Raw genomic sequence first — 14,624 nt, 5'->3', positions numbered from 1 at the left:
CTGATCAGCGAATAGCTTGAGTCTGTTCGTAAGTCGCAGGTGAATTTTACCTTTCCCAGGCTTCTTTGCCGACAGTATTCGGACATCTCTAAATTCCATCCGTTTATTGACCGGCAAATCTGGAACCTGGGCAAGGCAGTCAGCGTGTATTATTTAAGGCTTAGGGAAACTCCGGAAAATGGCCTATTTTCGCGCAGGACGTTGTCAGCCCCCGTCTCACATCCTCATTTACACCCGTAAATTGCGGTGTTGCGAGTGGTGTTTCCTCGCCTCCCTCAAAGCTATTCCTATTTTTCAGAGGCCCTCTAGAAATGCAAAACCAAAAGCCGGCAGGTCCAACTGTTGGTCCAGTTTTGCCGGTTGCCCTGGTGCAGACATCAATTTTGCTCCGGCCGGTACGGTCAGGGTTTGTGAGTTGGCGGCCAGATTGAATACGCACAATATTTCGGTGTGATGGGGCAGGGTACGCCTAAAACTCAGGATGTTATTTTGTGCATCGACGGCACTGATGTCACCGATACACAGCTGCGGCTGGTGTTTGCGCCATTGAATGATCTGACGACTGAAAGACAGCATTGAGTCAGCATTGCCATGCTGCTCGTCAACCGCAAGTTGTTGATGTTCTGGCGGCACTGGCAGCCAGGGAGACTGTTTTGAGAAGCCTGCGTGTGGTTGATGGCGATGCCAGGGCATGGGCGTCCGGCAACCGTCGCGGCCTTTAAAGTCGGGCCAGAACGTGATGCCATATGGATCCTGCAGTTGCTCATAGGTCAGTTCGGCTTCTGTCAGCCCGAGTTCTTCGCCGTTATAAATGCACAGGCTGCCACGCAGAGCAATCAATAAAGCCAGGTGTAGTTTGTTTTGCGGCAGAGGGTCATATTGCGGATTGAGCCAGCGACTGGCAACTCTTGGCACATCATGATTGCTCATGGCCCAGGTTGGCCAGCCGTCCTGAATACTGTCTTCAAGTTGCCGTATGGACGCACAGATAAAATCCGCATCATGACGTGTGGTGAGAAACTGAAAACTATATGCCATATGCAGGCGATCATTGCCCCGGGTGTATTCGCCCATCAGGCTTTCGGCATCACTGTCACCGATTTCACCGACCAGCATCCTGTCCTGATAGCTGTCGAGTAAAGCCCGCATGCGTTGCAGCCAAAGAATATTTTCCGGGCGGTTTTTGTCGTAAATATGTTCCTGGTAGCCATAAGGGGTACCCGATGTCGCCATGAAAGACGGTTTCAGACTTTGATCCCGTGGTGGGTTATCGCGCAACAGTGCGTCATGGTAGTAATAATTTGCGGTATCCAGGCGAAATCCATCGATGCCGAGATCCAGCCAGAAACGGAATTCCTCCAGAATCTGTTGCTGAACCTCATCGTTGTGGTAGTTCAGGTCCGGCTGACTGGACAGAAAGTTATGCAGATAATATTGCTTGCGTCGTGGTTCCCATTCCCAGGCGCTGCCGCCAAACACGCTTTGCCAGTTGGTTGGAGGAGTGCCGTCAGGTTTCGGCTCTGCCCAGACATACCAGTCTGACTTAGGGTTGGTTTTGTTCTGCCGGCTTTGTTGAAACCATGGGTGCTGGTCTGAGGTGTGACTGACAACCTTATCGATGATGACTTTCAGGCCGAGTGTATGAGCCCGGTTTATCATGGCCTGACAATCCGCCAGCGAGCCGAAAATGGTATCCACATCGCGATAGTCTGAAATGTCATAACCGAAATCTTTCATTGGCGATTTGAAGAATGGTGAGATCCAGATGGCATCCACTCCCAGGCTGGCAATGTATCCCAGTTTTTGCCCGATTCCCGCCAGATCACCGATACCGTCACCGTTACTGTCGTAAAAACTGCGGGGATAGATTTGGTAAATGGTTGCGCCCTGCCACCAGGGTTGATTGCCTTTCACGGGTTGTTGCTCCTGTGCTTGAGTTGTGTTGTTCATAACATTGAATACCTTAGGGAGCCTCTGAAAAATGGCCTATTTTCGCGCAGGACGTCGTCAGCCTCCGTCTCACATCCTCATTGACACCCGTAAATTGCGGTGTTGCGAGTGGTGCTTCCTCGCCTGCATCAAAACTATGCCTATTTTTCAGAGACTCCTTAGGAAGCTGAGTAATTCCCGGTTCTGCCACTACAGTGTTTAAAATTGTCCTGACCCACATCTAATGGCTTAGCGGCTGATTCTTTGCTCTCTACTCAGGCTTCCTTGCAGTCATTACTTAGGAAAGTTCCTGAATAATGTAGTTGACTGTATCGATTCAGAAGAATGCCAGATCTATGGTTGTGTATTCCAGTGAAATCACATCTGACCGACAAAAAATGTCTAAAGCTGATATGCAGACAAGGTGCACCTGCGGCGGAATACTGAAGCGGAGGGAGTGATGCGCTGCCATCAGGGATAACCCCAGAAATACCGACGGCATCACGTTTACAATAGAATAGAAGCGTTAGTTACGTTTGCTCAAGGTGGCACCTTCAAGCCAGTCAAACTCCAGCTTGCGGTCTTTGGCGACTTCGAAACCAAGCATCATTCTGGCAACTTTGCGACCTTTTTCGAACATCGGCTGACGTATGGTTGTTAATGGATTTTTCATTAACTGCCCGCTGCGAATACCATCAAAACCGACGATGGACAACTGCTCCGGCACGCGTTTGTGAAGATTTTTGGCCGCGCGTATCACCGCTTCAGCCATAAAATCTGACATGCAGACAATTGCTGTTACATTGGGTTTTTCACGAAGCATCTGTTCGGCAATGTTCACCAGATTATCTGATGTCAGGTCAGTTTCGGAGGTTTCGAAAATGTCCACATTGACGTTAGAGTATGCGTCGAAAATTTCCATATAACCATATATGCGATTAACTGCCGTCGACTCTGGTTTATCAAGATAGCGTTGTGCGGAAATAAAACCACGATAGTGATCCCGTGCCAGAGCCAGTGACATGACAATCACATCCGTATGACCGGATTCGATGACCTTGCTGGCTACCAGACGGGCTGCAGAATAGTCGTTAATACCTACCGACGGCAGACCATCGTACTTATGGTCGATGGAAACGGCTGGCAATCCCCGTGATTTCAGAATCGGCAGAAACGGTGAGTTTTCGTCATGGTAACCGCTGAAAATGATAAAGCCATCGACCAATGCGCTGAGCGTGTTGTTTGTCTCCTGTTTCGTGCTCATAGTGGGAATCATGACCAGGCTGGTACCATTTTTTTCCAATACAGACGTAATTCCCCTGATCAATTCAACTGCCTGCTCGTCTTCAAATACTGAGCTGAAACGGTCGTAAAAAATCAGGCCTATCGCATCTGTTTTTCCGGTTCTCAGTAATCTTCCCGCCGGGTTAGGGCCGTGATATCCAATTTCTGCTGCATGCTGGAAAATGTACTCCCGTAACTCTGCGGATAGCTGATCCGGGCGATTATAAGCATTGCTGACGGTTGTCCGTGATACGCCTAAAGTGCGAGCGACTTCTTTCAATGTCAATTTGTTCGTTGCTTTCATGCAAACCTCTGTTGTTCTCCTTTAGCTCGATTGGTGTACAGGCCAATTATGATACTTTGCTGGCGAGCGTGAATACTACGGGAATTGGAATGCCAGATAAAACCTAATGGACGTGAAATCGTCTGTTGTTCCAATTATCTCAGAACTCGCTGCGATCCTCGGCTAATTAGGCTGTGTGGCGAATGGCGTAACAGACCCAGGATTGCTTCACCGCTTACCAGTATTTGTATGATGGCTCTGGTGACCGCTGAAACAACTCCAGAGCTGGTAATGGTGCATTAGGATAGGTATTGATGGAGCTATTTTGTATTGATTCCGAAACCGGATCAATGATTTGTCTGAGAACTGGTCACAAGTCTGGCAACCTTTGCAACTCGCTTGAGTTTTTTAGACGGTCAGTTCAGCACGAATTCTATGGGAAATGTCAGTTCCAGAAGTTCTTGTTTCATGGAGGGTGGAAAATCAGGTAGAGGATTGATTCTTCTGGCAATGGCAAGCGCTTCTCTGTCCAGTAATGCATAACCTGAACTTTTATCGATTTTGATTTTTTTGATCTTGCCGTTGGGTTTGACCATGATGGTCAGTTTTACTTGTCCCTGCTGTCCGCGTTGTCTGGCTTCATCGGGATAGCGATGGCTCCTTTGGATCAGCGCATTGATCATGGCCATATACCGTGCAGATTCATCGGTATCTGCATTGTCTCCGGTCTGGGCATCTGAGGTTACGGCGCCAGGGGTGTTTGAAGACAGTGAGGCAATTTGGGTCATAGTGGTAGCAGACGTTGCTGTTGGTTGTGGTGACGCAGACAGTTTTGTTATCGGCTTTGCCATGGAGGGCTGTTTGGCCGTCGATTTTGGTTCCGGCTTGGGAGTGACGTCAGGTTCAGGGTTTGGTTCCGGCTCGGGTGTGACGTCAGGTTCAGGTTTTGGTTCCGGCTCGGGAGTGACATCCGGTTCAGGTTTTGGTGCTGGCTCGGGTGTGATGTCAGGTTCCGGTTTTGTCACCGCAGTGGTGTCTGGGAGGTTCGGGACTGGCATCACATCCACTTGTGCTGGAACCTCTACAGGTGCGATAAAATCAGCCATGGACAGGGTCATGGTATGGCTGTTCGAATTGGCCGCCCGAGGTAATTCACTGGTTGCTTCTGTGGTCCGGAAAAACCACACGGCTGCAGCCGTATGTAAGGAAATGGAGGCCAGTAGGGCAATGGTAACTTTAGGATTGTGCATCAACCGGCTTCCTGTTCGGCGATAATGACAAAGTGATCGATACCGGCCTTGTTTAGCTGGTCAAGAATGCTGATGAAGGTGTCTGCCGGAAGCCCGGCATCCGCTTTGATTCGCAGTTCTGGCAGGTGCAGCGGCGTTAGGGTCGAAGTCAGTTGGGATAGGGCAATTTCATGCTGGTCCCAGGCCAGGTTGCCGTGCTTGTCAATTAATAGGGTTTGCTGATGAGTCTTCAGGTTTTCAGCCTGGCTTAACTGCAGAGTATTCAGCTTGAATACATCGGCCGGGAGTATCTGGCCGGCAATCATAAAGAACACCAGCATTAGAAACACGATGTTGATCAGAGGGATCATGTGATCATCAAGGGATGGTGCCGGTTTGGGCAGAGTCTCATTAATGTGCATGGGGCCGCTCCAACTTGATATTCTCAAGTCCCTGGGCCTGCAATTCTTCCATTGCGGTCAGCAGCTTTTGGGTGTTGACGCCGCTTTCCGCAGCAACAATGACACCTTTTTGGCTGCGTTCGGGAAATTCAAACGCCAGCTGTTCGGCAGAGAAGGTTCTGTCTTCAGAATGCAGCAGGCCGAAACTATCCACTCGTACCCTTAATGGTTTGATGTTATCGGTATTGACTGGTGCTGTTCGGTTTTGTGCTGGCAGCTTAAGTGCGATCCCGTGATCAAGCTGAAATCGGCTCGACAGCATAAAAAACAGTAACAGAATAAAGACTACATCGATCAATGGCGTCAGGCTGATAGATGCTTTACGTGCCCGGTAACCAAGTTCCATGGTTAAAGCCTCAGGACGGATGAGTGGTAAAAAGACGGGTGACAGAATCGCCCATATGGTGACCACAGATTTCGATAGTGCGTTCAAACCAGTTGTGGGCGATCAATGCGGGAATTGCGACAATCAAACCAACCGCTGTCGTCAGTAGTGCCTGCCAGATCCCGCCGGACAGCGCAGAGGGGTCTACCTGGTTGCCAAGAGATTCCAGTTGCTGAAAGGCGGTGATCATACCTAATACGGTTCCCAACAGACCCAGTAACGGACTCAGCGCGGCAATCAGCTCCAGGGGCTTCAACATTGCTCTTAATGACTGCAGTTGTTCTGCGGCTACTCGCTGGATTTCTTCACGCAGCAAGGGGGAATCCGGTTTGAGGTTGGCGTTGTGATCCAGCGCTGTGGCCATAACCTTAACCACGGGATGCCGACAGGCCTGAATGCGGGATGCGATGGCTTTGCCTCTGCCAAGCTCACTCAAATAGTTGGCCGGAGTGTTGTGGCGCCAGACACCAAGCGCTGAATATTGCCAGATTTTGTATAAGGTAATCGTCAGGGCAATAACGGAGAATAACAGTAGAATCCAAACTACAGGGCCACCGATTGTAAGCCATTCGACCACTTTATCAGTACTGGAAGCTGCTGTGAGAGTGTCTGTCGGGATGGATGTTTGGGTCAGAGAGGTTACAGATTCTTCCACATCAAATACTCGAGTTGGGTTGCCACTAAATAATAATAATTATCATTTCTAATGACAAGCCTGATTTTATGCAGAGTCTTCCGCCCAACTATATCTGTAATGCGCTGATATAGGGCTTTGCAGCCGGCGACGTCAGGGTGCTGAATCTGGTCGTAAGCGGGTTTTTTAAAACCAATGGTGATAACTGAAATATTTCAGATTTTTACTTTTTCTGATCTTTCACTTAATTTTGATTTATAGGCTAACTTATTGTTTTTTTAGTCCGATTGGCGTTTTCGAATGTCATTCATTGGTGCAGAATCTCTCTTGTTTTTGACCTTTCGGTCAATATGCCTTCCTGTTTCTGATTCAGTGTTTCAATACTGAATGTCGTCGCTGCAGTACAACAACAATAAAAGGAGAGATATATGTATTTTCATAACATTATAAAAATCGTCGGTTTTGTTTCAGCCATTCTGGCGGCCGAAACGGCCTGGTCGAATGAAGCATCCTCTGCCAATGTCATGGCACCTTTGGAAATCAGCGATTGGAGCGGTTTCAACAGTCAGTTGGCCACTGCCAAAAATATAGGCGTCGATGCAGTCTCGGTGGATATCTGGTGGGGTAAGGTTGAGGCGGCTGGTGATCAACAGTTTGACTGGAGCTATTATGACAGCGTGGTCAGCGCCATTGAAAATGCCGGTCTGCATTGGGTTCCGATCATGTCCTTTCATCAATGCGGTGGTAACGTTGGAGATGAGTGTGATATTCCGATTCCCACCTGGATCTGGAATCACTATCCCGGTGTTGATGCCAACGCCCTGAAATATCGCAGTGAGCAGGATAACTATTCTACCGAAACCGTGTCATTGTGGTCTGATGATCTGGTAGTGGACGAATATCTGGAATTTATGAATGCATTCGAAAGTCACTTTGCCACAAAGGCTTATATGACTGATGAAATCAATATATCCATGGGCCCGGCTGGTGAATTGCGCTATCCATCTTATAACAGCCATGACAGTAATACTGGCTACCCAACTCGCGGAGCTTTCCAATCGTACAATGAGAATGCTGTCGCTGATTTTCGCGACTGGACATTAAATAAATACGGTTCTCTGACGGCTATTAATTCGGCCTGGGGGGTATCTCTGAGCTCGATGACGCAGGTAAACCCACCCGCTGATGCAACAGCGTTCATTGCCAATGGTGATCAGTATAATCTTCAATATGGGCGCGATTTTGTCCGTTGGTATCATGAGAGTCTGAAAGCTCATGGGGTTACAATGATGAACGCTGCGATCCAGGCATTTGATTCGGCATTTTCGGATGCGGAGCTTGGCTTTAAAATTCCTGGAGTACACTGGCAGATGGGGGTGGCCGGTAATTATCGTCGTTCTGCTGAAATTGCAGCAGGCCTGATTCCAACCGATGTTGATCTTAATTCGACTGCCACTGCACACGGTTATAGCAGCATTATTGGTGTTGCCGCCAGCTACAACAACAGTGGCCGGAATATTGTGCTGCATTTTACCGCGCTGGAAATGGATAACCAGAACTGGTCGCCGCAATACAGTCTGGCTAAAGACCTGGTGTTCTGGGTGGCTGATGGCGCTACGGCACAGGGGGTGACGATCAAGGGTGAAAATGCGCTGGCCGGTGGAGTGGCTTCTGACAATGGCTGGAATAATATCGAGAATGCCTTTACCTGGAGTGGATATGCAGGGCTGACGATACTGCGTATCGGTGATGTGACCAATGGTGGTACCGGTCAAAACCGATACACCAGTTTTATTCAGAATTTTCATGCCGCCGGTTCTGTCGCGAATGTCGCATTCAGTTGTGCCAATGGCTATACCTATTGGGGGCAAAGTGTGTATGTCATTGGCAATCTGGCTGAACTGGGTAACTGGAATCCGGCCTCTGCCGTTGTGATGTCGGCTTCTGCGTATCCCTCCTGGAGCAAAACGATTGCAGTGCCGGCAAATACCACCATTGAATGGAAATGTCTGAAACGGGAAGAAGCCAATCCGTCAGCGGGTATCGAATGGGAGTCTGGTGCCAACCATGTGGTTACTAGTGGGGCCGCTGGATCTACGGTGACTACGGCCGGTGCGTTTTAATCACCTGAGGGGTGTTTGCTATATGCGCCCAGGATGATGTGTGGATGCATGGCTTTTGTGAGATTCCTCAAACCACTCAGGATGAGTGATTTGAGGAACTCCATTGATGGATACGGCCAGTTTTACTCAACTCGTCGTTTGTTTAGGGAACCTTTGAAAAATGGCCTATTTTCGCGCAGGACGTTGTCAGCCCCAGTCTCACATCCTCATTTACGTCCGTAAATTGCGGTGTTGCGAGTGGTGCTTCCTTGCCTGCCTCAAAAACTATTCCTATTTTTTGAGGCCCCTTAGGCCTGCGGATATCATGCCTTACGCCTGGACCTGAGTGAAACTGGCTTTCAACGGACCGATGAAATTACTGTGAACAGGCTTTGGTAAAGTCCATTCATGATTATTTCTTGCCTAATAGTCACTGACGATTTTGACTATCTGGTTTACTCGGTCCTGCTGAAGTTTTAATCCATATCCGGCTCAAACAATCCACGTTTCATCACGAATTTTACCCATACCGCACCAATGATGCTGAGTATCAATATAATGCCACCGGAGATGCTGTAAACCATTTTGGTCATCTCTGGTGATGGAGAATTATTCACCGCTATATACAGCATGGCCAGAATGCCTATGATTTGTGGCAGTGGATAAAAAGGTGTTTTGTAAGGGCGTTTGTGGTTTGGCAGGCGTTTGCGCAGTACGACCACATTGATATGGGCAACAATGTAAGCGAGCAGCCAGCTGGTCGTTGCTGCGATAACCAATACCAGCAGTGAGTCAATATCGAATACCAGGTATGGAACAATCGTGCAGACAGCAATCATGACGATACCAGCCCAGGGCATATTAAAACGATTGACGGCTTTCAGTTGCGGAAATGCCTGGCCCTGCATTGCCATGCCATGCAGCATTCTTGGTACCGATGCCAGCACGGTATTCATTGTACTCGCGGTGGCCGCCAGTGCCATGACTGTTGCGATCAACAGGCCGCTTTTGCCAAATACCGCACTTACGTAATCAAGGTAAGGGATGGGGGAGCCCACCAGTGTATCGACATTCAGGTACAGGCTGGCACCATAAGCAAAGGCCACAAAAATACCGAAGATTATAAACAATGACAGATGCATGGCTCGGGGAATATCTTTCTCGGGATTTTTAACCTCGCTGATCATTGGGCAGATAAATTCCACACCGACCATCATCCACATGGCCAGGGCAATCAATCCGATAAAACTGCCATCGAGCACACCGCCAAAACTCCAGTCTACTGTTGTGCCGGTTAATACTGGGTGCGGTTCGCTGGTACCGGTGATAGCGACAAAGCCAACCAGGATCAAGGCACTGATCAGAATAAATGCCAGAATATTCTGTATTTTGGAAAACACATCAGCGCCCAGCAGGTTGGTGAAGGTCAGTGTGAGCAATAAGAGCAATGGTGTCACTTTTGCGGGAAGAATGCCCGGCAGCAATTGCTCAAGCATGGCATCCACCAGAAACATTTCAACCGGCATCGCAAGAATCGCGACGACGACATAACCGGCGAACACTGACACAATGGCCGGGAAATGACCAATGGCTTTTTGCGTGTAAGTGGCCAGTGTGCCTTCTTGGGGAAACATCAGCGATAGTTCCGCGAAGCTCATGGCGTTGAATTGCGCCAGGATCATGGCTGAAACCATTGCGGCGATGAATGCCATGCCACCAATGCCGATGCCTTGGGTAGCTGAAATCATGGCGCCCTGAACAATGACCAGCCCTGTACAGATGGCGATCATCGTTGGCAGACCCATTTTCTTGACGGTAGGAGTGGCCGATTTAGCGGCGTTTGTCATGTGGTTTGATTGAGTTATATCGTTCATGTTCTCTTTCCTGTTTAGATAAGACCTTGTAACGATTTCAAAGCCGGTTAAAGCGATAGGGTGTTGGATCAATGATTGGTTGTGTGTTGGACACCAGATCTGCTGCAAGTTGCCCCGCAGCTGGGCCAGTGCCAAAGCCATGGCCAGAGAAGCCAGTGGCGATGGTCAAACCGGGGAGAGACTGAATATGGTCTATCACCGGATTTGAATCGGGTGTTACATCGATCAGACCTGCCCAGCTTTCAGCAATGGTCGCCTGTTCGAAGGCAGGCCACGCTTGACGCAGGTTGTTCAGGGCATCCTGATTCAGTTGTGCATTGACGGGAGGATTGGTCGTGCGATGCTGTTCAAATGGCGAAGCATTACTGCCCCAACGGCGTGACATGGTGAGGTCATTAAGAAAATAACGTCCCAGGGATATCCGTAAGAAACTTGCCTGGTGTCGCAACTGACTGAGATAGCGATAACCAAGCAACAGATGATCAAGACTCAATGGTGCATCCAGCTTGCCGCGCTGGGTAATGACAAAACCACCATCCTGATGTTTTCGAAAAGAAAAGTTCGGCGCGCCAACGGCGATATCCGTTGGGCCCTTCATTGGCTGGGTGCGCAACACTGAACAGATGAGCGGCAGAGTGGGTAACGAGATACCTTGATTGCCTAAGAATCTTCGTGACCATGCCCCGGCAGCGAGCAATACCTGATCACAACGAATCTCGCCTTGTTCTGTGATCACCCCACAGACTTTTCCTGCCGCAGTGGATAATGCACGCACGGCGCAGTGTTGAATGATTTTTGCGCCTTTGGCGATGGCGGCATTGGCCAGTGCGGTTGTGGCGATGGCTGGTTCGGCGCGTCCATCTGAGGCGGTAAAAATAGCACCGGCCCAATTGCCTTGGCCACCGGGTACGCGATCACGGATGTCTTTCGGACTCAGCAGAGTTGAGTCCAATGACAGTGACGCAACCGACTTCAGCCAGTCTTCATGTATGGCCATTTGCTGTTCTGTCTTTGCCAGAAACATAATACCGGCCTGCTGGTAGCCGACTGAACGTCCAATACGTTCCGGCATCTGTGCCCAGAGCCGGTCGGCTGCCAATGCCATCGGAACGTCATGCAGGTGGCGGCTGGTCTTGCGTATCCAACCCAGGTTACGCGACGATTGTTCGCCAGCAATATGGCCTTTTTCCAGCAATACCACGGGAATATTACGTTCAGCCAGTGTCAACGCCGCCGTCACACCGATGATGCCGCCGCCAATAATGACCACTGCAGTGGACGACGGTAAAGCATTGTCTGTGGTGATGGATTCAAGTGTTGTTGTCATTGCCGGATTCCTAAAAAAAACGTGATTGTTAAATCGTCAAACTATGCAAGGGTTATTTGTTCAACCTCAGCTGAGGCGGCGCCCCGGTAAGCCGTCACTTCGATTTCAACTTTGTAATTCATCGATCCAAGTGGCGGGCAGGTAGCAGTATTGGCCGGACAGATACCTTGATATTTTTGACCGATAAACGTCATAACCTGATGGATATGTGCCGGATCCTGAATAAATACCCGGGACGCAACGACATCGCCGAGTGTGGCATCCACTGCGGCCAGTGCGGTTTCAATATTGCGAAAAACCTGCTCGGTCTGTTCGATGACATCTTCCGGTATTTCCTGGGTATTCGGATTACGCCCGGCAGTGTTGGAGACAAATATCCAGTTATCCACGCACACGGCACGTGAGTAGCTGCCTATTTCTTCAAATTTGGAACCGGTCTTCAGTTTTATAATCTTGGTCATGTGGGTACTCGGATTGAGGACTCTTTCAAGGAGTCCTGAAATTATTTTGGGTGGTTTTAAAGACGTTTCGTTCCGTCAGTACCATCAAGGTGAAACTCGCTGCAAACCTTGAATTTCGCCCGTGGTTAAGTACGAAAAAAGCGACATACGTGTGCTGTGGAAACGTCTGTTTAACGCCCGAACTTGCGTAAGGTAGGTGCATAGACCTTTGCTTCAGCGAAGTACCGGGGTATCCCAAAGGTTAAGATTGACACCAATGCCGTTTGCTATTGCGTTGCGATACACAATGGTTGCCCAGGCAACATCTTCTACCGGCATGCCTCCGACTGACAGGACGATAATTTCATCGTCATTTTGGCGTGCAGGGGTATCACCCGCGACGATTTTTCCGAGGTCTTCAACGTCTTCGATCGTCATCTTGCCTTCGGCAATCATGTCCATAAAACGAACACCAACCAGAGGGATATGGTTGTGTGCGGGTTTGGGGACTTCTTCATACCAGGCCTGATACAAGCCAGTGTTATCGAATACTTTGCGCACATCCAACTGCTCCATGGCATCGTCCAGACGGCAGCTTGCAGGCATGGCGAGAAACGCGCCGGGCTTCAACCATTCTCGTTTTACGATGGGATACGTGGACGGATCGCCGACTTCGCCAGAGTTGCAATAGGTGATGATGTCGGCATCACGCACGACCTCTTCAACACTATCGACGACCTGAACATTGGTGATCTGAGGAAAGGTGGCGGTGAGCCAGGTAAGGAAACTATCCATACTTTTCTGGCCGCGGCCTTTGACTTTAATGGTATCGATGTTCGGTCTTACGGCCATAAATGCTGCCACGGACGTTTTACCCATAACTCCGGGACCCAGCAGGCCAATGACTTTGGCATCCTGACGCGCCAGGTGACGTGCACCGACGCCGGGAATCGCACCGGTACGATAAGCTGACAGTAGATTAGCGGACATATAGGCCAACGGTGCACCGGTTTCAATGTCGTTCAGAATAAACATCAAAATGGAGCGCGGCAGGCCTTTTTCCCGATTGGCGATGTTAGAGCCATACCACTTCACCCCACAGGTTTGAAAGTTGCCGCCCAGGTAAGCCGGCATTGCCATTAACCGCCGGTCAGCGGTTGGTTTTGGCATGCTTGGAAACGGGGATTGCTCCGGAAAGGTAATCATGGCACCGTGTGAATCGTTATTGGCTCCGGCCATGCGATAGTCACCCTGATAGAGCAGTTTAAACATCTCTTCCATGGTGTCGACACAGCGTGGCATATCTGTAACCCCCGCCCGAATCATGTCCTGCTCGGAAAGATAGATAAAATCAATTTTGGTATTGTCGGACATAACATCCCCGCTATATATATCAATTACTTTTCTTGGCTCGCTATTCATTTTGCTGTTTGAAAACAGCGCTTGAATGCACGTATGAGAATTGATGGTATGGCGCTTAGTTATGTTGGTATTGAATTTTTGCGAAATGAAAATCAAAAAAACAAAGGCGCTGTAAAAACAAAAAGTGGTCTCTGATTTGCTATTAAAAGATTTTGTCGTATTACCTAGCGGGTTAAGATCATGCTTCAGTCATCTGCGCGTTGTGATGTTGCGAAGATTCATTCCAAACAGCCCTGGTTTGTTCTTAATTCTGCCAGCGATTTTTCTCTGATGTCGTCGAATAATCGGGCGATATCACACTACTATAGCTTTGAAGCCAGTGAGTCTGCCGATGTCACCGTCGCCATTCCAGATGGTTGTGTGGACATATTGTTTGATTGCAACGAGTCCGAGCCCAGCGCAATGGTTTACGGTACAACTCTGGAGGCTCGTCATACCCGGTTTTGCTACAGTCATCGTTACTTTGGTGTTCGATTCGCACCAGGCGTGATACCGGGTTTGTTGCAATTGGCGGCCGATGAATTAATTGAGCAGAGTCATAATTTTCTGGAAGTGGCTGCAGATGTCAGTGCTATATTTGAGCAAATAGTCAGTCAGCCGGAATTTGCCAGGCAGGTGGCGTTGTTTGATAACTTTATTGCCAGGGACTGTGTTCGTGAGTCATCAGCGTTAACCACGCAGATTATCCAGGAAATATGCCGTCAGAAGGGCAATATTCGCATCAAGGATCTGGAAGCCCTGACGGGTTACACCACCAGAACATTACAAACCCGTTTTCGTAATGATACCGGCCTGTCGCCGAAATTGTTCAGTCGGCTGATACGCTGCCAATCCGCTGTTTACGACATCAATCAGCAGGGCCAGGTGGTGTTTTCTGATCTGGCTGCAACGCTCGGCTACAGCGATCAATCGCACTTTCTTCGCGAGTTTAAAAAACTGGTCAGTACTACACCGGTGGATTACCAAAACCGGGTCAGGCAAAGCACCTATCTAGGGCGTATACGTTATTTGTGAACCTTGATGAGGCGTACAGGTTTTCGGATCTACCCTGTCAGATTGCAAAAAACTGTTTGCCTTTTTCTAAACATGAAAGTGAACTTACGATTTTCATTTTTCTGTTAATGCCAATCGCTTTGTATTTTTGCAAGCATAAGGGCTGAGAGAATATGTGTTCATTTCAAATAACTGCTTGGTATTTTTATGAGTGGTATTCAAACGACCACTCATAAGAACCAACACTCTGTTTTGATTCCT

The 14,624-nt window shown here is 48.9% G+C and carries 12 protein-coding genes; 2 read left to right on the top strand and 10 right to left on the bottom strand.

The features are described 5' to 3' along the window. Positions 1–294 precede the first annotated feature (294 nt). The 6 genes from ACQY6I_RS13075 to ACQY6I_RS13050 all read right to left on the bottom strand — a co-directional run bounded on the left by ACQY6I_RS13075 (position 295) and on the right by ACQY6I_RS13050 (position 6,226). Positions 295–1,950, bottom strand: a complete 1,656-nt coding sequence (locus ACQY6I_RS13075; RefSeq protein ID WP_428241932.1) for an alpha-glucosidase — start codon at positions 1,948–1,950, stop codon at positions 295–297. Between the two features lie 505 nt (positions 1,951–2,455). Continuing rightward, a complete protein-coding gene (locus tag ACQY6I_RS13070; protein WP_428241931.1) occupies positions 2,456–3,517 on the bottom strand; it encodes a LacI family DNA-binding transcriptional regulator in 1,062 nt (353 codons plus the stop codon). 395 nt (positions 3,518–3,912) lie between these two features. Further along, on the bottom strand, positions 3,913–4,746 hold the full coding sequence (locus tag ACQY6I_RS13065) for a TonB family protein (RefSeq protein WP_428241930.1): 834 nt from the start codon (positions 4,744–4,746) through the stop codon (positions 3,913–3,915). Further along, positions 4,746–5,147 carry an ExbD/TolR family protein gene (locus ACQY6I_RS13060; RefSeq protein WP_428241929.1) on the bottom strand — a complete coding sequence of 134 codons (402 nt, stop codon included), beginning with the start codon at positions 5,145–5,147 and terminating at the stop codon, positions 4,746–4,748. The genes ACQY6I_RS13065 and ACQY6I_RS13060 overlap by 1 nt, the downstream gene beginning before the upstream one ends. Next, the gene (locus tag ACQY6I_RS13055; protein WP_428241928.1) at positions 5,137–5,532 is read right to left on the bottom strand and encodes an ExbD/TolR family protein; all 396 of its coding nucleotides are present in this window, start codon (positions 5,530–5,532) and stop codon (positions 5,137–5,139) included. The genes ACQY6I_RS13060 and ACQY6I_RS13055 overlap by 11 nt, the downstream gene beginning before the upstream one ends. Positions 5,533–5,542: 10 nt before the next feature. Next, on the bottom strand, positions 5,543–6,226 hold the full coding sequence (locus ACQY6I_RS13050; protein ID WP_428241927.1) for a MotA/TolQ/ExbB proton channel family protein: 684 nt from the start codon (positions 6,224–6,226) through the stop codon (positions 5,543–5,545). 407 nt (positions 6,227–6,633) lie between these two features. On the opposite strand from ACQY6I_RS13050, the gene ACQY6I_RS13045 reads away from it, so the two are divergent. Continuing rightward, positions 6,634–8,328, top strand: a complete 1,695-nt coding sequence (locus ACQY6I_RS13045; RefSeq protein WP_428241926.1) for a family 14 glycosylhydrolase — start codon at positions 6,634–6,636, stop codon at positions 8,326–8,328. Between the two features lie 455 nt (positions 8,329–8,783). Here the strand turns inward: ACQY6I_RS13045 and ACQY6I_RS13040 are convergent, their stop codons facing one another. The 4 genes from ACQY6I_RS13040 to ACQY6I_RS13025 form a co-directional block, all read right to left on the bottom strand. Next, positions 8,784–10,181 (bottom strand): APC family permease, encoded by a 1,398-nt coding sequence (locus tag ACQY6I_RS13040; protein WP_428241925.1) that lies wholly within the window; start codon positions 10,179–10,181, stop codon positions 8,784–8,786. A 37-nt stretch (positions 10,182–10,218) separates the two neighbouring features. Further along, positions 10,219–11,508: an NAD(P)/FAD-dependent oxidoreductase gene (locus ACQY6I_RS13035; protein ID WP_428241924.1), complete on the bottom strand. Its 1,290-nt coding sequence runs from the start codon at positions 11,506–11,508 to the stop codon at positions 10,219–10,221. A 41-nt stretch (positions 11,509–11,549) separates the two neighbouring features. Then, positions 11,550–11,969: a RidA family protein gene (locus ACQY6I_RS13030; RefSeq protein ID WP_428241923.1), complete on the bottom strand. Its 420-nt coding sequence runs from the start codon at positions 11,967–11,969 to the stop codon at positions 11,550–11,552. Positions 11,970–12,182: 213 nt separating this feature from the next. Beyond that, positions 12,183–13,322, bottom strand: a complete 1,140-nt coding sequence (locus ACQY6I_RS13025; protein WP_428241922.1) for a tyramine oxidase subunit B — start codon at positions 13,320–13,322, stop codon at positions 12,183–12,185. Positions 13,323–13,550: 228 nt separating this feature from the next. Between ACQY6I_RS13025 and ACQY6I_RS13020 the strand changes: the two genes are divergently transcribed. Further along, positions 13,551–14,384 (top strand): helix-turn-helix domain-containing protein, encoded by an 834-nt coding sequence (locus ACQY6I_RS13020; RefSeq protein ID WP_428241921.1) that lies wholly within the window; start codon positions 13,551–13,553, stop codon positions 14,382–14,384. Positions 14,385–14,624 lie beyond the last annotated feature (240 nt).

This window comes from Gynuella sp., from assembly GCF_050297175.1.
Taxonomy (GTDB): Bacteria; Pseudomonadota; Gammaproteobacteria; order Pseudomonadales; family Natronospirillaceae; genus Gynuella.
The sequence above is the reverse complement of the archived record's forward strand: the minus strand, read 5'-3'. Positions and strand labels throughout refer to the sequence as shown.